The organism is Symploca atlantica LB2515 (assembly GCF_052546295.1).
This window is the reverse complement of sequence record NZ_JBQWMT010000001.1, coordinates 4,478,524-4,497,753: the sequence shown is the minus strand read 5'-3', so window position 1 is coordinate 4,497,753 and position 19,230 is coordinate 4,478,524. Positions and strand designations below refer to the sequence as shown.

At 43.1% G+C, this 19,230-nt stretch carries 14 protein-coding genes; 7 read left to right on the top strand and 7 right to left on the bottom strand.

The features are described 5' to 3' along the window. Positions 1 to 47: 47 nt before the first annotated feature. Together ACT7WV_RS18635 and ACT7WV_RS18630 are read left to right on the top strand one after the other, a co-directional pair. Positions 48 to 1,679 carry an NB-ARC domain-containing protein gene (locus ACT7WV_RS18635; RefSeq protein ID WP_445104321.1) on the top strand — a complete coding sequence of 544 codons (1,632 nt, stop codon included), beginning with the start codon at positions 48 to 50 and terminating at the stop codon, positions 1,677 to 1,679. Further along, complete coding sequence (locus tag ACT7WV_RS18630) at positions 1,664 to 3,565, top strand: protein kinase domain-containing protein (RefSeq protein WP_445104320.1); 1,902 nt, start codon at positions 1,664 to 1,666, stop codon at positions 3,563 to 3,565. The genes ACT7WV_RS18635 and ACT7WV_RS18630 overlap by 16 nt, the downstream gene beginning before the upstream one ends. 82 nt (positions 3,566 to 3,647) lie before the next feature. Here ACT7WV_RS18630 and ACT7WV_RS18625 read toward each other — a convergent pair whose 3' ends face one another. The 3 genes from ACT7WV_RS18625 to ACT7WV_RS18615 all read right to left on the bottom strand — a co-directional run bounded on the left by ACT7WV_RS18625 (position 3,648) and on the right by ACT7WV_RS18615 (position 7,341). Beyond that, a complete protein-coding gene (locus ACT7WV_RS18625; RefSeq protein ID WP_445104319.1) occupies positions 3,648 to 4,208 on the bottom strand; it encodes a phycobiliprotein lyase in 561 nt (186 codons plus the stop codon). Positions 4,209 to 4,247: 39 nt separating this feature from the next. Next, positions 4,248 to 4,937, bottom strand: a complete 690-nt coding sequence (locus tag ACT7WV_RS18620; protein WP_445104318.1) for a HEAT repeat domain-containing protein — start codon at positions 4,935 to 4,937, stop codon at positions 4,248 to 4,250. Between the two features lie 706 nt (positions 4,938 to 5,643). Next, entirely contained in the window at positions 5,644 to 7,341 is a 1,698-nt protein-coding gene (locus tag ACT7WV_RS18615; protein WP_445104317.1) for an MFS transporter, read from the bottom strand. A 272-nt stretch (positions 7,342 to 7,613) separates the two neighbouring features. On the opposite strand from ACT7WV_RS18615, the gene ACT7WV_RS18610 reads away from it, so the two are divergent. Next, a complete protein-coding gene (locus tag ACT7WV_RS18610) occupies positions 7,614 to 8,168 on the top strand; it encodes a phosphoribosyltransferase (RefSeq protein WP_445104316.1) in 555 nt (184 codons plus the stop codon). A gap of 181 nt (positions 8,169 to 8,349) precedes the next feature. Here ACT7WV_RS18610 and ACT7WV_RS18605 read toward each other — a convergent pair whose 3' ends face one another. Both ACT7WV_RS18605 and ACT7WV_RS18600 read right to left on the bottom strand, forming a co-directional pair. Beyond that, positions 8,350 to 8,691: a P-II family nitrogen regulator gene (locus ACT7WV_RS18605; RefSeq protein ID WP_445104315.1), complete on the bottom strand. Its 342-nt coding sequence runs from the start codon at positions 8,689 to 8,691 to the stop codon at positions 8,350 to 8,352. 269 nt (positions 8,692 to 8,960) lie between these two features. Beyond that, positions 8,961 to 9,506, bottom strand: coding sequence for a calcium-binding protein (locus tag ACT7WV_RS18600; RefSeq protein ID WP_445104314.1), 546 nt, complete (start codon positions 9,504 to 9,506; stop codon positions 8,961 to 8,963). Between the two features lie 155 nt (positions 9,507 to 9,661). On the opposite strand from ACT7WV_RS18600, the gene ACT7WV_RS18595 reads away from it, so the two are divergent. Further along, positions 9,662 to 10,282 (top strand): tetratricopeptide repeat protein, encoded by a 621-nt coding sequence (locus ACT7WV_RS18595; protein WP_445104313.1) that lies wholly within the window; start codon positions 9,662 to 9,664, stop codon positions 10,280 to 10,282. 342 nt (positions 10,283 to 10,624) lie between these two features. Then, positions 10,625 to 13,126: a phosphoenolpyruvate synthase gene (ppsA, locus tag ACT7WV_RS18590; RefSeq protein WP_445104312.1), complete on the top strand. Its 2,502-nt coding sequence runs from the start codon at positions 10,625 to 10,627 to the stop codon at positions 13,124 to 13,126. A gap of 131 nt (positions 13,127 to 13,257) precedes the next feature. Here ppsA (ACT7WV_RS18590) and ACT7WV_RS18585 read toward each other — a convergent pair whose 3' ends face one another. Both ACT7WV_RS18585 and ACT7WV_RS18580 read right to left on the bottom strand, forming a co-directional pair. Next, positions 13,258 to 14,013, bottom strand: coding sequence for a DUF1269 domain-containing protein (locus ACT7WV_RS18585; RefSeq protein WP_445104311.1), 756 nt, complete (start codon positions 14,011 to 14,013; stop codon positions 13,258 to 13,260). Between the two features lie 80 nt (positions 14,014 to 14,093). Then, positions 14,094 to 14,936: a hypothetical protein gene (locus tag ACT7WV_RS18580; protein WP_445104310.1), complete on the bottom strand. Its 843-nt coding sequence runs from the start codon at positions 14,934 to 14,936 to the stop codon at positions 14,094 to 14,096. Positions 14,937 to 15,691: 755 nt separating this feature from the next. On the opposite strand from ACT7WV_RS18580, the gene ppsA (ACT7WV_RS18575) reads away from it, so the two are divergent. After that, positions 15,692 to 18,130 carry a phosphoenolpyruvate synthase gene (gene ppsA, locus ACT7WV_RS18575; RefSeq protein WP_445104309.1) on the top strand — a complete coding sequence of 813 codons (2,439 nt, stop codon included), beginning with the start codon at positions 15,692 to 15,694 and terminating at the stop codon, positions 18,128 to 18,130. Positions 18,131 to 18,496: 366 nt separating this feature from the next. Further along, positions 18,497 to 19,072 (top strand): pentapeptide repeat-containing protein, encoded by a 576-nt coding sequence (locus ACT7WV_RS18570; protein ID WP_445104308.1) that lies wholly within the window; start codon positions 18,497 to 18,499, stop codon positions 19,070 to 19,072. The last annotated feature ends 158 nt before the right edge of the window (positions 19,073 to 19,230 follow it).

The following is a 19,230-nucleotide window of genomic DNA, read 5'->3' as shown; positions in this document are numbered from 1 at the left end:
AGCTGATCTAAAATTGATCTTGACAAGAGAAAAATAAGGGTGCGTTAGTGCCGACTCTGAAAGCTTCTAGGCTGGGAATAGTCAGAATTAAGCAAGCTAGAAATGAAAAGGGGTGGGGTTGGAGTATCCAGGAAGATGACAGTTGCTTTATTGAGACCAGTAGACTTTTAGAGCCTGACAAGACTTGGCTCGCCGGAGGTCCTTACGCTAACGGTGTATCTGAAGGAACATGGAAACGGTTTTTGGCAGGGAGGCAAGCAATTAATGCAGGTGTTTTCAAGGCTTACTGCGAAGTTTTAGAACTCGATTGGCAAGAGATTGTTGACCGCCGCAGTGCCAAGATAACAAATAACCAACAAGATTGGGGGAAGGCTATTGACATTTCTGCTTTTTATGGACGCACAGCAGAATTGGCACAGCTAGAGCAGTGGATTCTCGAAGAGCAGTGTCGTGTAGTCTCAATCTCAGGTATGGGTGGAATTGGCAAAACGGCACTTGGGGTGAAGTTGGCAGAACAGATACAAGAGGAGTTTGAGTATCTGATCTGGCGTTCGCTACGTTATGCCCCACCCATCCAAGAAATCGTAGCAGATCTAATTAAATTTTTGTCTGATGGAGAGGAAACAAGTTTGCCAGAAAGCTTAGACTCTCAAGTCTCAAAGCTGATGGAGCATTTACAAAAACATCGCTGTTTGATAATACTCGACGATGTAGAGACAATTTTACGCAGTGGAGAGTTAGCTGGGCAATACCGAGAAGGTTATCAGGATTATGGAGAGCTAATTAGAAGAGTGGGAGAAGAACGCCACCAAAGTTGTCTGGTACTGGCGACACGAGAGAAACCGAGAGAAATTTCTTCCTTAGAAGGGACTACTCTGCCGGTGCGAGATCTAAAACTGAGGGGATTAGAAAAGGAAAGTGCTAAAAAAATCTTAGAGACAACAGGGTTTTCTAAGTTTAATTATGGTTGGGAAGAACTAATTCAGTTATATAGAGGTAATCCCTCTGCCCTCAAGATAATTGCTAATACCATCAAAGAGGTATTTAATGGTGATATTTCTCAATTTATAGCTCAAAGCACCCTAGTTATAGGTGACACAATTTCTACCCTGCTAAGTGAACAATTTGAGCGCTTATCAGCTTTGGAAATGGAAATTATCTACTGGCTAGCCATAGAAAATAAACCAATTTCCCTATCTGAATTGAGAATTGATATGCAGTTTTCTGTATCTTCTTCATCTAAGTTAATCACAGCACTGACCTCTATTAAACGACGTTCATTGCTAGATAAAGAAATAATTACCGAAGGTAACGAAGCTGTGTTTACTCTACAGCCTGTAGTGATGAAGTACATTAATAACCAATTCACAGAGCAGGTTTGTAGAGATGTTTTCGCTGTTGTCGAAACTCATTCAATTGGTAAACTAGGGCTATTGAGAAGTCATGCTTTGGTCAAGGAGCAGGAAACAAGCGCCGTCAAAGAAATTCAAACTCGCCTGATACTCACACGAGTTATCGATGGGTTGTACATGACTTTCAGAAGCGTCAATCGTATTGAAAAGCAGCTCAACGAAGTGTTATCAATGCTAGAGGGTAAGCCGCCACAAGCAGTAGGATACGCCAAGACTAACATGCTCAATCTAATTAGCATGACTGAGAAGGGATGGCAGCAGCCATGATTGAGCCAGGTATGTTACTTCAAAACCGCTACAGACTGATCCGGCAACTAGGTAAAGGGGGTTTTGGTCGAGCTTTTGAGTTGGATGATTGCGGTACTACAAAAGTTCTAAAAGTTCTCAATCTTGGTCGATTTCATAGTTCAGAGGGCAAAAAGAAAGCCGTTTCTCTCTTTCAGAGAGAGGCAGCAGTTTTGAGTAGGTTAAATCATCCAGGAATTCCTAGAGTGGAACCGGATGGATATTTTGTCTACTCGGAAGAGAATAGTGAGAGTCTGCACTGTTTGGTGATGGAAAAAATTGAGGGTGTGAATTTAAAGCAGTGGCTTAACAATTCCCCTAATCAACCTCTTACGGAAAAGCAAGCGATCGCTTGGCTGAAACAACTCTCAGAAATCTTAGCTCAACTCCATCAACAGGAACTTGTCCATCGGGATATCAAGCCGTCCAATATCATGCTCAGGCCCAACGGACAACTGGTATTAATTGATTTTGGCGCAGTGCGGGAAGTTACCGATACTTACTTACAAAGACAACAAGCCAATGTCACAGGTACAGTCATTATTTCAGCTGGTTATACACCACCAGAACAAGCTGAAGGTCAAGCTGTCGCACAATCAGATTTTTTTGCTCTAGGGCGTACTTTTGTCTTTTTGCTGACGGGCAAGCGTCCCATTGATTTTGAGAAAGACCCCCGAACTGGTAAATTAAATTGGCGAGAAAGTGCATCCCAGGTTTCCAAGCCATTTGCTGATTTGATTGATTACCTCATGGCGACCTTTCCTGGCATGCGACCTCAGACATCAGAGGTAATTTTGCGTTGCCTAGAAGAAATTGTTTCTCCTTTACCGCCGTTACCCAATCTTCCCCTTCAAGAAAGTAAACATCTGCCAGTTAAGGTACACCAAAAGCAGAAACCACTCCTGGCTTTTATTTCTAAGTTTCTACCCAAAAAAGACATATCAACTAGTTCTTGGTCTCAAAACAGCAATTCCCCTAGTCCCTGGAAAAAGGCTAAATTTCGTCGCACTCTTTCTGGTCATTCCGATGTGGTCAAGTCGATTGCCATCAGCCCAGATGGTCAGATTTTAGCCAGTGGTAGTTATGACAAAAAGATCAAACTTTGGGAAATGTCGAGTGGGGAACTACTACGAACTCTCCCTGCCCATACTAAACGAGTTACTTGCATTGCCATTAGTCCGGATAGTCAAACCCTAGTCAGTAGCAGCGAAGATGGGACGATTAAGTTATGGACACTGCCCAAAGGTAACTTGCTGCGTACGCTGGTAGGGCGCTCAGGCATCGTTCGGTGTATTTCTTTTAGTCCCAATGGTCAAATGTTAATTAGTCTTAGTGGTTTGGAAATCAAGCTCTGGGCTGTATTGACGGGCAAACTGCTGGGTACTTTCGTCGGACATTCTGACTCAGCGCGATTAGTCAGCTTTAGTCCAGATGGCAAAAGTTTTGCCGTTGGCAGTTTGGACGGTACTTTAGAGCTGTGGAATCCTCACCTTAGTAAGCGGTTGCGTCGTTTTTCCTGCCAATCGGGCGCAATTACATCTATTGCTTTTAGTCCAGATGGTCAATTCCTCGCTAGTGGTAGTAGCTCAACAATTGAGCTGTGGAATCCGCACACTGGCGAACGACGGCGTAGTTTTTCTTGTCAGTCACTAGGAAGCTCGTCCGTCGCCTTTAGTCCAGACGGTCAAATCCTTGCTGGTAGTAGTGGTAAAACTATCGAATTATGGGATTGTTCTTCATTTAATCGACTTTGTACTCTTGCTCGGCATTCCAAACCAGTTCAGTCTATAGTCTTTAGTCCAGATGGTCGGCTTTTGGTCAGCGGCGGTTCTGATAAGACAATTAAGATTTGGTACACAGCTTTGTAGAAGGAGTTGAAGGTTGAGAGGTTGCAACCTTCAATCTTTAATCCTTAATTCCTTCGACAAAACCCCTTGTCTTCTCCTAAATTTAGGCTTTAGCCGCAGTATCAGAGGTAGTTTTCGGTGCCTGAGTGAGACCCATGCGAATTTCGGAGGCAATAGAAGCTTGAGTAAACTTGTCCAAATCTTTGAAGATGGTGTTGCGCAATCGCAAATTAGGACTGGCAAACCAAATCCGTTCCTCGGAATAAGTTGTCTCGTCTTCTGCAATTATGGTTAGAGCCTCGTCACTTCCCAGGATATAGCGGGCAGGAACGGGTGTTTTGTTCCTGTTACCTCTGGCTCGTAACAACTGACCTTCGTTGGCTTTGTCGGAGTCAGGAACAGTAACAATTAAGGTAGAACCAGTAGACTTTTGTTGGTCTTGTTCTATCGTTCCTTCCCAGCTAACTTTTGCACCACACAGAGCAGTTTCTGGATCAAGGTTGTGGTGTTGGCAAAGTTCAATTACTTCTGGATGATCAATCGAGAGAAGTTCAATGATCATATTTGACTGACCACTCTCAGGGGGCTGGGGAGTGAGATAGTGGCTGGTACGCTGGGAAAACCATTTACCAGCACTTTGCTCAAAAAATTCTTTTACATCCATGTAGTGAGCGATTTAGCTTTAAAAATTTGTAACTTTATCTTATCGCTCTGTGTTGTCGTTCGAGTCTTCTAACAAAATTTTTAGAGAAATTGATGCCGCTTGAGACACCTGAGGGTGAGAGTCTTTTGCCAAGAATTTTAAAGCAGAGATACTTTTTTCACTTTTGAGTTGACCAAGGGCTTCTGCTAAGCGTTGACGAACTAGCCAGTCGTCTGATTGGGCAAAGCGTAAAATGTTATCAATCGATTCTGTGGCTTTAATTTCACCTAAGGCGGAAATCGCCGCTTGCTGCAACACCACTTCCTCACTGTCTAATGCCTGGGTAAGAGTATCGCGGGCCCGGGGATCTTTGATATTCCCTAGCGAGACAGTAGCACTGAAACGCACTAACCAGTGGGTATCTTCATGAAAAGCCCGTACTAGAGGTTCTAAGGCTTTGGGGTCGCCAAGGTATCCTAAGGCACCAGCCGCATCGGCACGAATGCCGTAATCTGGGTCATTTGCCAGCAATTTTACCAAAATGGGGTAGCATTCTTCCGTCGGCTTCACTCCTAGGGCGAATACTGCCATGGAACGAATTTGCAAATTCTCGTCATCTAATACTTTTTTGATTAGAGGAACCGCTTCTAGGGGAGGAATCTCTCGTAGGGAAACAAGAGCCAGGAGGCGATCGCGCGAGTTGGAGCTTTCTAGCTGGGTTGAAAGTTGCTCTAGTCTGGAATAGTCCATTCTTTGATGCCTACTTAGGGCATTTCCGTAATAAAGCTATCCACATGTTTGGTGGATTGGAGTAGTACTCAATTGTATCAATTTGATACCGGGAAGAACCAGATCTGTCTGGCAAAAGTACGTAATCTCCGCACTTTACCCCCTTATCTTGCCCTGTCATACAACCTTTTTCTCCTCCATCTAGGGCTTCAAATATGTAGGTATCTCGGCAATTATCCGAGCTGTAATCATGCAGTTTTTGCTTCTGATTTAAATAATTTTGTAGAGATGAAACTGCGGCGATAATTTTACCTAAGTAGTTAGTTGATGATTGCCCAAATAACATAGATTTCTTTGCAGGAATGGCTTACTTATTTACGCTTTAATTTTTATCTAGCTAAACCGCAATCTACTCAACTTTCTTCCGGGATTGTTTTTGGGGTAAGTAATGCCCTTTACTAACTTGCCTTGCCATCTACTAAACATCAAAAAATACCCCCCTGATTTAGAAAAAGCGTGTTTTTTTCTGGAGAAAAACTACCTTGGACTCAAAAAATTTAGTTGATACTGTATCTAGCTTAAAATTACCCCTTGATAAAAGCAAGGGTTATAGAAAATAAAGACAGGTATCGCATCTATTTTGATTTGTGGACAAGGGCAGATAGGGGAGAGAGTGAGGAAATAAGGTTTGTTCTTCTACTCTTCAACCTACTTTCTAGAGAAAATTTTACTCCCTATTTAGGGCTTCTGAGTGCCGCTCCTTAAGCCTCAAGATAATTTCGGCGTGAACTTCACGAGTAATAGGATACAAAAAAGCAAGAACTAAACCACAGATTAAGGCAATAGTGGGCAGAGGACCAATAGCCAAGCGAATTGCAAGTAGAGCACTATCTGGTTGAGTAGGAGCTGGTTCACCGGCAGCAGATTTGATGAATCCTGCCAATTCTAAGGCAATACCAACGAGAAACAGCGCTAGTGCTAGACCAATTTTTTGCAGCAGCACCATGAAACCGTAGAAGAGACCTTCGCGACGCTGACCTGTTTCTAATTCATCTAATTCAATGACATCTGGTATCATCGACCAAGGGATGAGGTAAGCAGTAGCAACGCCAATGCCAGCCATCACAGCTAGGCAATACATCAAAACAACTTGACCAGGTTGAAGTAACAGCAAACCAGCTTGAGCGATAATCCACAAACTCATACCCATAAAGTAAACAGCTTTTTTGCCTAGCCGTTCACTGACAACTTTCCAGAAAAACAACATCACTAAGGCAGTACCTTGAACAGCTAGGGCAACTACAGTAAATGTAGTATCTGATAAACCCATCCAACTGACCACAAAGTAGGGTAAAACTGAGGCGGTTAACTGGACAGCTAACCAGGAACATAGGTAAATGCCAATGACATACAAAAAAGCTTTATTTTGAAAAACAATTCCCAGTTGTTCTCTAAAAGGTAGAGATGGTATTTCACTATCTCCAGAAGTTTCTGAGCTAGTATTTTGACTGATTAAATGGGATTCAGTGGTAGAAAAAAAGAGGGTTAAACCAAACAAAAGAATTAGTAACCCAATAATAATTCCTAAGACGGCAGTTAGGTCGGCTTTTCCTACCGCATTTACTAATCTAGCAGTAACCGGAATAATCCGAACAAGACTATAAACAATAGATAGAACACCAATTGGCGTGAGAATACTACCGAGTAACTTTTTCTGTTGAGGGTCTAATATCGGTTGTGCTCCCCGTTCTTGAATGCGAAGCACACACCAGAATGTGGTCACGACTGACAACAAACTGCAAACTAATCCCAAGACAAAATATTGCTTACCTGATTCCCCAGGATATTCACTAAATATTACTGCTGCCAGAATTAAAGATAAAATACTACCACCGATGGAAAAAGCAAAGCGAAAGCTATTGAGATTGGTGCGTTCGTTGTAATCTTGTGTCAGTTCTGGTGTTAGAGCAGTATAGGGTAAATTGACAGCGGTGTAGGCTAGGTTAAACAGAATACCGATAACAACATAGTAAGCAAACAGCCACCAGTTGTTAACAGTATCATTATCACTAAAGCGTGGGACAATCCACTGTAGCGCAAACAAGATGGCAAAGGGAATTGCCCCGAAAAACATCCAGGGAAGGCGACGCCCCCAGCGAGTGCGAGTGCGATCGCTTAAAATACCAGTTATCGGATCGTTGACTGCATCAGAGATCTTGCCAATCATCAGAATAATACCTGCTAGACCAGCAGGTAAACCAGCCACATTGGTGAAAAAATACAATAGAAAAAACACCAAAACATTGGCGGTAACTGCTGGGCCCATGTCTCCAGCACCATAAGCTAACTTGGTACTTAAACTCAGCTTTTCTGGCTGAGGCACCTCTAAGGATACAGAAGAATCAGAAGGGGAAAGGTCACTCATTACTACTCGCAACTAAGACTCAAAATTGTATAACCAACATAACCTCTAGTGGCTGTTATCTTACAAAAAGGATTTATACTAAGTTCGGTAGAAAACATGACTCCCATTCTAAGAATGTTGACAAATTGAAATTTAACCTTAAAAAATTAAAGCTCAACGTCAGCTAAGAAACTTCAGCTTAGTCACCCAAAGATTTACAGTTTGGCATCGGTTCTGGTTAGATTGTTACTACTTGCGTAATACTAATTAATACCTTTACTTATTTTTAATTTATGCCAGATATGTACGTTTCCTGGTCAGAATACCACCGAAAAGTAGAACAGCTAGCTGCTAGAATTTATCAGGCAAACTGGGATTTTAATCAGATTGTTTGCATTGCTAAAGGTGGACTACGAGTTGGTGATATCCTCTGCCGAATTTATCAGAAACCACTGGCGATTCTCTCGGCTTCATCTTACACAGGGGCAGAAAATCGTATCCGAGGTTCAATTACCTTTTCTTCTCACCTGGCAATGACTACGGAAAAGCTAGGCAGCCGGGTGTTATTAGTTGATGACTTAGTTGATTCTGGTATTAGTCTTCAGGAGTCAATTAACTGGTTGTCTTCTCATTTTGGTGCCGCGATTGAGGAGACTCGTACCGCTGTCCTTTGGTACAAAGCTAGTTCAGTTTTTGCTCCGGATTACTACGTAAACTATTTACCCAATAATCCATGGATTCATCAGCCTTTTGAACACTACGAACAGATGAATCCTGCTGAATTAGTTACTATCCACGAGGCAACATTATCCGCTTCAATCAAGCCTGAAATTACTGATATGTGCTGATTTTCTAAGCTTTTGTTGTTTCCAGACAGACCTCCTATGCCAGGAAATAGCATATTAATGCCATGAGTTTAATCTTGCTTCTGCATGTTTGGCAGTTAAGGCATTTAGAGCAAGTTGTCGAAAATAAGCACTGCTAGTTGATTAGTAGATTGATATCCTCAGCAGTAATCAGAGACGGACATCATCTAAAACTGGCGAGATTATCTTCTGCTGTCCGAATCCGCAGACTCTGATCAAGGGGAATAACAAAGATCTTACCATCCCCAATTTGACCAGTTCTTGCCGCTGCCAGGATCTTTTCCACAGTTAAATCGACTTGGTCATTCTCAACAACAACCTCTAACTTAACTTTTGGCAAAAACTCAACCCGGTATTCAGTGCCGCGATAATGTTCAGTATGTCCTTTCTGACGTCCGAAGCCTCGAACTTCAGTAACCGTCATACCGATAATGCCAGCGTTGACTAAGGCGACTTTCACCTCTTCCAGCTTGAGTGGCCGAATAATTGCTTCTACTTTCTTCATGTCAGTAACTCCTTATTGACAAAAACTGATCTTTTGGTAGGTTCTAGCAAGATAGCGATAATCTACTGCAATTGCTCTGGTGTAGTTTGATTAGAACAATCTCCAGATCTATATCCTCAAGCAAAAATCTGTAAAAATGAATACAAAACTGCTTTTGTAGCAAAACTTAATTTAATTTCGCTGAAGGACAATAGAGCGTAGTAAGAAATGTAGTGGTTTCAGGGGATTCAATTAAGAGGAAACGCTCTTTAAGATACTCTGCGCCAGATTTATGCAGTAAAGATTGGTACTTCCGCGCCAAAAATATCAACTGAATTAGCTGCCACAGTATGAATATCCACAGCTATTAGTCGTGCCAAAATTGAAAGATGTGGCAAGCCAACCAGAGTATCGTTTCCCTGTTTAATTAGCGCCGCTGATCCTAAGTCGATATTGCCCAAGTTGATTTTAGTTTGACTGACATTAAAGTTGTTGATAATACTAAAACCTTCGAGTTGCAAGATAATTGTATCTTGACCACCACTTAACCAAATATTATCTATGCCGGAACCAGGATTAATAAAGTCATCGCCAGAGCCAGTATAGATAGTATCATTCCCCTCACCACTATAAATAATATTCTCACCTTCGTCGGCAAAGATTATATCATCGCCATCTCCACCGTAAATAATATTACTTTGCGAGCCACAAACAATAGTCTTATTGTCAGTTAGAGGATAAATTTTATTGAGTTCATCATTGCCCAAAAGGCTGTCAGGTTCTGCTTCACTGATCAGGAGTTCATCACCTACTATTCTCAGAAGAGGATCGATCATCAGTCTCTCTCTTGCGATAGATTACCAAATTAACTATTTAATTTGGAGTTTAATATTTGATTATAACTTTATTTGATAAATACTACCTATCACTAATGTCAAGTATTTAATCGCACTGATGTTTCAAGAGTTAATTAAGATAGATGCATAGGAGAATGATCAATCAACAAGACTTGGAAAATAAGCTGAACAGATATAATCAGGTTATTGGTTTTTATCCTAATGACCCAAAAGCTTATATTAGGCGGGGAATGGTCAATTTTAAGCTGGCAAAAATTGAGGAATCTATTCAAGATTTTGACGAAGCAGAAAGGCTTGAACCTGCCGTATCTCCATACCTGTGGCAACGTGGACTATCCTATTACTATGCAGAAAGATTCGAGGAAGGCGCTAAGCAATTTGAATTGGACTTAAGCGTTAACCCTCAAGACGTAGAGGAGACAGTGTGGCGTTATCTTTGCCTTGCTCGTTGTCAGGGTATAGTAGAAGCAAGAAATTCCTTGCTAGCAGTTGAGAACGATCCACGGCTAATTATGAGTAGTGTGTACGAGCTTTACGCAGGCAATTGCACTACAGATGAGGTAATGGCTGCTGGTCAACAACAAGGCAAGCGTGGTCAATTTTACAGCTATCTTTATCTAGGATTGTATTACGAAGCCCAGTCAAATGTAGAGCTTGCTCGTAACTACATTGTACAAGCTGTAAACGATTATCAACTCGACGATTATATGTGGAATTTAGCTTCCGTACACCAAAAATTGCGCGGATGGGTTTAACTAAATTTTGTCGTGTTAGGTATCCTAAGTAGAGGGACTTAATCATTTGTCTAATGGGTAGAACGTAACCATTACCCGTCAAAACTTAGCAACAGTTTGGTTTCACGGCGCTTAACCCAAGCTACAGGCAAACATTGTTTAACTTGGTTCCCTACTTTAGTTATATTCCTGTTGTTTTTCTACAATTCACGAAACCAATTATTAGTCAAGAGATTGTAAAAAAGAATTACAAAACTCCAATAAAACAAACATGTAATTTAATTTAAAAACTCTTGGCAATTTTAGGTGAAAAAAGAAGATTTATCAGAGCTAAAATAAAATCAGGACTAGGAGGAAATACTCATGGTTACAGTGACTCAAGCGAAGTCTTCCCATGTCTCCCAAGAACAAGCTCTCGTCCTTTGGTTTGAAGAAGTAGGAATAGCTGATATAGCCCTAGTTGGTGGCAAGAATGCTTCCCTCGGTGAAATGATTCAACAACTGACACCGCAAGGAGTTAATGTTCCGACTGGCTTTGCCACCACAGCCTATGCCTATCGTTACTTTATCAAAAACGCTGGCCTAGAAGAAAAGCTGCGCCAGTTGTTTGCTGACTTAGATGTTGAGGACCTCAACAATTTGCGGATCCGGGGTAAGCAAGCCCGATCGTTAATTCTCAACACCCCTTTCCCGGAAGATTTGCAAGAAGCGATCGCTCAAGCATACCAAAAGCTGTGCGAACGCTATGGCTACAATACGGAGTTATGTGAACGGTTTGGCTCTGAATACCAAGAACAGTGTAAACAACAAAGTCAAGATGTTGATGTAGCCGTCCGTTCCAGTGCCACAGCAGAGGACTTACCCGATGCTAGTTTTGCTGGTCAACAGGAAACCTACCTCAATGTCTATGGTGTTCAAGATGTCTTAGAAGCCTGCCATAAGTGCTTTGCTTCCATTTTTACAGACCGAGCAATCTCCTATCGCACTCTTAAAAGCTTCGATCACTTTGAGGTTGCCCTTTCTGTCGGCGTGCAAAAAATGGTACGTGCTGACTTAGCAACCTCCGGCGTTATGTTCTCCATTGACACAGAAACCGGCTTTAAGAATGCGGCATTAGTAACAGCTGCCTACGGTTTAGGCGAAAATGTCGTCCAAGGCGCTGTCAATCCAGATGAATACTTTGTTTTTAAGCCAACTCTCAAAGCCGGGTTCCGCCCAATTTTGGAAAAACGCTTAGGCACCAAAGCCATCAAAATGGTGTACGAAGTTGGCGGCACCAAGATGACGAAAAATCTGCCAGTACCAGAGTCAGAAAGGTCTAAATACGCCATCAACGACGAAGAGATTCTTCAGCTAGCCCGTTGGGGTTGTACAATCGAAGACCACTACTCCCAAGTCCGAGGCAGCTATACGCCGATGGATATCGAGTGGGCAAAAGATGGTCTGACAGGTGAACTGTTTATCGTTCAAGCACGCCCTGAAACTGTACAATCTCAGAAGTCTCGTCATGTCTTGTGCAGCTATCAACTCAAGAGTACTGCCGATATCTTAGTGACTGGTCGTGCCGTTGGGGAAATGATTGGTCAGGGCAAGGCTAGGGTAATTTTGGATGTTCACAACATCGAGGAGTTTGAACCTGGTGAAGTCTTAGTAACCAACAAGACTGACCCAGACTGGGAACCAATCATGAAAAAAGCGAGTGCAATTGTCACTAACCAAGGTGGACGCACTTGCCATGCAGCAATTATTGCTCGCGAGATGGGCATCCCTGCCATTGTAGGCTGTGATGATGCCACAGGAGTTTTGACTAATGGTCAAGAAGTGACCGTATCTTGTGCCGAAGGCGAAGCAGGAAAAGTCTATTCAGGTTTGGTTCCCTTTGAAGTTCAGGAAACTCCACTGGATGATTTGCCTCGTACTCGCACCAAGATTTTGATGAATGTGGGTAACCCAGAGGAGGCTTTTGGTCTATCGGCGATTCCCTGTGACGGCGTTGGTTTAGCTCGGTTTGAGTTTATCATTGCCAACCATATTAAGACCCACCCCCTGGCTTTGATTCATTTTGACGAACTCGAAGATCCTTTAGTCAAGCGAGAAATTGCCCAATTGACAGTGCTTTATTCCCACAAGCCTGACTTCTTTGTAGACAAGCTGGCCAGTGGTATCAGCATGATTGCTGCGGCATTCTATCCTCATCCTGTGGTGGTGCGGATGTCGGACTTCAAGAGTAATGAGTATGCTAACCTCCTGGGTGGTCAACAGTTTGAGCCGAAGGAAGAAAACCCCATGATTGGCTGGCGTGGGGCGTCTCGTTACTATGACGAGAAATATCAACAAGCTTTTGGTCTAGAATGCCAAGCCATGAAGAGGGTACGCGATGAAATGGGCTTAACTAATGTTATCCCGATGATTCCCTTCTGCCGTACTCCTGATGAAGGTCGCCAAGTACTCGCACAGATGGAGAAGTATGGTCTCAAGCGGGGTGAAAATGACCTACAAGTTTATGTAATGTGCGAGATTCCCAGCAACGTTATCCTGGCTGATCAGTTCAGTGAGGTGTTTGATGGCTTCTCGATTGGTTCCAATGATTTGACTCAGTTAACCTTGGGACTTGACCGTGACTCTTCCTTAGTTGCCCATATCTTTGACGAACGTAATCAAGCTGTCAAGGAAATGGTGCGGATGGTCATTGAAAAAGCCAAAAAGAACCACCGCAAGATTGGTATTTGTGGTCAAGCTCCCAGCGACTATCCCGAATTTGCTAAGTTCTTGGTAGAACAGGGCATTGATTCAATTAGTTTGAACCCCGATTCTCTACTCAAGACGCTGTTGATAGTAGCTGAAGTGGAAGGGTCTAAAAGTTAGCACTTTTACTATCTAAGTTACTCTTAGTTACCTTCACTGAATTTACTGAATTTAAGGCTGCTTCAACCGAAGCAGCCTTTTGTCATTTATTGGTTCTTTGTTGATCTATTGACTCACAAAGATACTAGAACTTATCTAACTTCTCTTCTCTTGTTCTTGTCAACAATAATTACCTCTGGGTCGCCATCGCCTGTTAGATCACGAGTTTCAGTAACGGTTTCCTCTCGCACTTGCCTGCGTTCAGCAGTTGGCATTGGTCTAACTTCCTCTCGCACTTGCCTGCGTTCAGCCGCAGGAATAGCCTCAGCTTGGGCACGATTACGATCAGGAGCATCGAAAATGTCAAATTCTTCGACATTGCGCTCGCGCATGATTGATTGAGCACGACGAACTTCGTCATCATTTCCGCTAACCATCAATAAGTAGTCGCCAGCCTTAACGCGCTCGTTGTAGACCTTAGCTCTCTCTTCAGGAATACCCAGACCAATCAAGGCTCCGATAATACCACCAGCCGCTGCACCAATTCCGGCTCCCGCCAGGGTAGAAGCTAGAGCAGATATCTCTGCTCCTGCTGCCAGTATGGGACCAACGCCAGGAATGGCTAATAAACCAACGCCGACCAAGAAACCACCGACACCGCCTAAAACTGTACCAGTCGTAGCGCCGATTCCAGCTCCTTCCTTGGCTTCATTACCGTGTTTTTCCGTGACTTCTCTAGCGCCTTCGACGTCCTCGACATTGCGCGCTAATAAGGATACTCTATCCATATCAAAGCCACCGCCCTTAAGGGCATGGAGCGCGCTTTCTAGGTCTTCTTGCTTTTTGAAAACACCGACTGCACGCTTATAGGAGCCAGTTCTAGGAGCAAAGTTTTCTTTCTCTAACATGTGTTTCCTCTGAAATAATTTGGGTAGTTACTGAGTTTTTTTGTGTTGACTGAGTTGAACAACATTTTGTAATCAAGCTATTACTCACCGGGAGCAGGATCAACCGCAGATGGATAGACATGATCGGCGACAATTACTGGTCTGTTGGTGTATCTGCTCTCAAATTCTTGGATCTGCTGGGCATCCCAACCTAAGCCAGCTTCCTGCACTAGCTGAGCGCTAAACTGACGTGCTACACCAGTTACAGTGACGTTTTCGCCTTCTTGAAGTGGTACACCTTTAGTTTGAACAGTGGGATTAGCAGCCACAACCAGCACGCCTATATCATCAACCCAACCTTCTTCAAACAAGGCGAATGCATTGGGAGTAGCCTCCAGCTTTCTTAGATCTCCCTCTACAGCAATAGTTTTATCGAAGTAGCCTGCGGGAGCTTCGTATAAGTCTTCAGGAGTGGGAGCAAGTGCTAAAGATTTAGCAATAATGGCAGGTCGGTTCTCATAATCTACATAGAGATTTTCTTCTAAATCCAGACCATATTGCTGTTCAACGTCGGCGGTCACAAATTGCGCCACTTCACCCGTAGCCTGAATAGGAATGCCTTCCCCAGGAAGCACAAAGGGAGTTCCTGTGGAATTAATGACTAAAATCGGTTGACTGCCATCAGCTTCGTTTGCTTCCAGGACAAAGCCACTGTTTCCAACTGCTTGTTCTACCTCACTCCTCACGGTGATCTCTTTTCCGATCAGGTTTGCGGTGTTATCGGCAACGTCCTCAGTTGTCGCGTTGGTTCTTCCCTGCTGAATCTCTTCATTACCAGTGGTGCAGCCAGGAAGCAACAAAGTGCTCAATCCCAAGGCGATCGCACCTAGGCTAGCTCCTGTCTTATGATTCCAGTCAAGGACGGAAGTATTTTGGTTAAACATAATTATCCGGTTTCTAAATGTCATTAAATATCGGTATTTTTTGTGTCACTTAATGTAAACATTAATTTTTGTAGAGTAGGGAAGGTGGCTGTGGCTGCTATAGCCACTCCTTTTCAACTAGCGTATTTACCTGCTTTCACCTACCGACTGATCACAAAACTAGTGCTTATCTGTTGTAAGCAGCAAGCCAAGCTATCTAACTCAGTAGATGTGGCTCTAAAACCTACTCTTTAGGTTACATGCGCTCTTAACAGCCTCGAATCTATCAGCAGTATGAGCTTCTTTCTCTGACTAATTGCAGATGTGCTAAGCCAAAGTTATCTTGCCCAAATTTCCTTGATACCAAGATCACTTTTTTGCTACTGCATAGATCAAAGGAGCTAAATCCAAGCTAAATAATTTTAGGAAATCCTCAAGCTTTTAGATTCCTACTTACGACTGAGAAAACTCTAAAATCCTCAACTGAGGATAGTGATTTAGTTGGTCAAATTAATCGGCAACTGTTATTCTAAGACGATTACCGGCTCAGATTAATACGAACAGTATCTTAAAAAATTTTAGGCGTCACACTCGTATCACACAAAGAAACCATACTAGTTATGATAAAAATTGGGCTAACTATTTCTGGGTTAACCTTGGAATAGGTGTTTAATCTAATTATCCCCAATTTTAAGCCATTTATTGTCCCGTTGTTAATGATCCCTAACATTTTCTAAAGTTACACTTGAAGCATAAGTTCAGAGGAACTACTACTTATGGTTACATCTACCCAAGCGCAGTCTGCCGCAGTTTCCCAAGAACAATCATTTATTCTCTGGTTTGAGGAAGTCGGCATTGCGGATATTGGATTAGTAGGCGGCAAAAATGCTTCCCTTGGCGAAATGATTAGACAGCTAAAGCCTCAGGGAGTTAATGTTCCTAATGGCTTTGCTATTACCGCTTATGCCTACCGCTACTTTATTAAACAAGCGGGATTAGAAGAAAAGCTACGGAAACTGTTTGCTGACTTGGACGTGAATGATGTCGAAAATCTCCAGCAACGGGGCAAAACAGCCCGGAGATTAATCCTCAGCATGTATTTTCCCCAAGAACTCGAAGCGGCCATTGGCAAGGCTTATCAGCAATTATGCGATCGCTACGGAGAAGGAACAGATGTTGCCGTGCGTTCTTCTGCGACAGCTGAAGACTTACCCGACGCTAGTTTTGCCGGTCAACAAGAAACTTATTTAAACGTCAACAGCTATAAAGGAGTTTTGGAATTTACCCATAAATGCTTCGCTTCCCTTTTTACTGACCGCGCTATATCTTACCGCCAACACAATGGCTTCGATCACTTCGATGTTGCCCTTTCTGTGGGTATCCAGAAGATGGTGCGTTCTGATTTAGCTTGTGCAGGCGTGATGTTTTCTATTGATCCAGAATCTGGCTTCAAAAATGCCGCACTCATAACAGCAGCTTACGGTTTAGGAGAGAACGTTGTCCAGGGTGCTGTTAACCCAGATGAATATTTAGTTTTTAAGCCGACTCTTAAAACAGGGTTCCGCCCCATCCTGGAAAAACGATTAGGAACCAAAGAAGTCGAAATGGTCTACGACGAAGGCGGTTCAAAGTTAACCAGAAACGTCCGAGTAGCACCTTCCGAACAAAAAAAATTCTGCCTCACAGATGATGAAGTACTGCAATTAGCCCATTGGGCGGTACAAATTGAAAACCACTATTCGGCAGTCCGTAACCTCTACACGCCGATGGATATTGAGTGGGCAAAAGACGGCATTACTGGTGAATTATTCATCGTTCAGGCACGCCCAGAAACAGTACAATCCCAGAAGTCAGGCAATATCCTCAAAAGCTACCATCTCAAAGATCATAGCGAAGTTCTTGCTACTGGTCGCAGTGTCGGCGCAGCCATTGGTCAAGGCAAAGTTCATGTAATTATGGATGCTGCTAGAATCCATTTGTTCCAACCCGGTGACGTCTTGGTAACTACTAAGACAGATCCAGACTGGGAACCAATCATGAAAAAAGCCAGCGCCATTGTGACCAACCAAGGAGGGCGCACTTGTCACGCGGCAATTATTGCCCGCGAGATGGGCATTCCAGCAATTGTTGGTTGCGGTAACGTTACAGATGTTTTGCGGACTGGTCAAGAGGTAACTGTTTCTTGTGCTGAGGGAGATGAGGGGCGAGTTTATCAAGGTTTATTGCCTTTTGACGTGCAAGAGACAACCTTGACTGATTTACCCCGCACTCGCACCCAAATCTTGATGAATGTGGGCAACCCAGAACAGGCTTTTAGTTTAGCTGCACTCCCCTGTGATGGTGTTGGTTTAGCCCGTTTGGAATTTATTATTGCCAACAACATCGCCATACACCCACTTGCATTGCTGCACTATGACCAGCTAGAGGATGAATCTGTCAAAGCACAAATTGCTGAGAAGACAAAACTCTATCAGGACAAAGCCTCATTCTTTGTAGATAAGTTAGCGCGGGGTATTGGCATGATTGCCGCCGCCTTTTATCCCAAACCTGTGATTGTGAGGATGTCTGATTTTAAGAGTAATGAATATGCCAATCTTTTGGGCGGAAAGCAATTTGAACCCCAGGAAGAAAACCCCATGCTAGGCTGGCGAGGGGCATCTCGTTACTATGATGCAAAATATCGCGATGCTTTTGCTCTAGAATGTCAGGCAATTAAGCGCGTCAGGGACACTAAGGGCTTGACAAATATCATCCCGATGATTCCTTTTTGCCGTACACCTGATGAAGGGCGTCAAGTATTAGCAGAAATGGCTAAAAATGGTCTAGAAAAGGGTGTCAAGGGCTTAGAAGTTTATGTGATGTGTGAGTTGCCTAGTAATGTCATTGAGGCTGATGAATTTAGTCAAGTGTTTGATGGCTTCTCTATTGGTTCTAATGATTTGACTCAGTTAACTCTCGGTTTAGATAGGGATTCAGCTTTAGTTGCTCACATTTTCGATGAGCGCAGCCAGAGCGTCAAGCGAATGGTGAAGATGGCAATTGAAACAGCCAAGCAAAATGGGCGTAAAATTGGCATCTGTGGTCAGGCTCCTAGCGACTATCCTGAGTTTGCCAAATTCTTAGTAGAACAGGGAATTGACTCGATCAGTCTTAATCCTGACTCGCTACTTAAGACGCTATTGATGGTGGCTCAAGTGGAAGGAATTAAAGGATAGATAGATATTTCTTGAAAAGCTATTGGCGGCTACTCCAGTGCCTCTGGAGTAGCATTTTTTTTCTTGCTTGCCGTTGTAGTAAGTGCGATTGGCTATGACACCGACACCACACCACCCTTAACTTCTCTCCCGCTTTAGTGCAATCCCTCCTTAATCAGCTTAGAGCAATTTGATATATCAGAAATTTACAAGGGTGTTGCCTTTATGTAATAATTTGTTACATTGAAAATGAAACTGTTACAAATCTTAGTGAGAATAGGACAAGAGGCATAAATACGGAGCCTATGCCAGTAGAAAAGCCGCCTCAGTCGCTAGTTTAAGCCGAGTAATCAAATAATACGGAACGGATCGGGAAGAGAGTTATAGATGGTCATCTCTGAGTTTCTAGAGCGTTATGTAGCAGGAGAGAGAGATTTCACTGAAGTTGATTTACAGGCAACCAACTTGAGTGAAGTCAAGTTAGTCAGAGTCAACTTAACTAGAGCCAATCTGACTGGTGCCAATCTCAGCCTGTCAAATTTCCCTCAAGTTAACCTCAATGAGAGTAAACTTTCTACAGCAAAACTCTGGAGGACTAACTTAGCTCAGGCAACCCTAATCAAAGCTGATTTGAGCAAAGCTTTCCTAATTCGGGCAAATCTGTCTCAAGTAGACCTACGTCAGGCTATCTTAACAGGAAGTGACCTGAGATTAATTAATCTCCAAGGTGCGGATTTGCGAGGAGCAGACTTGACAGGTGCTTCCCTACGCTACGCCAACTTACAGGGAGCAAACCTGGCTGGAGCTTGCTTGCAAAATGTAGACTTGACTGGAGCAGATCTTTGTAAGGCGGGTTTGAGTAAATCAAGTTTGAGTGGAGCAATCTTAAGTCATGTAGACTTGAGTCGAGTTATCCTGCAAGAGGTAGATTTCACTAAAGTCAAGCTGACTTTGGTATCGTGACCCTGTATATTTATCAATAAGTCTGGGCAAGAAGGGCGACGGTGAGCTTGGCAAGAAATTGATACAAGTATGATAGGCATGTGTCATCATCACAGAACACATTTCGATGTGTTTTGACAGGAGACTGGCGGCTATTGCCTTAAACTATCTCCTTTCTA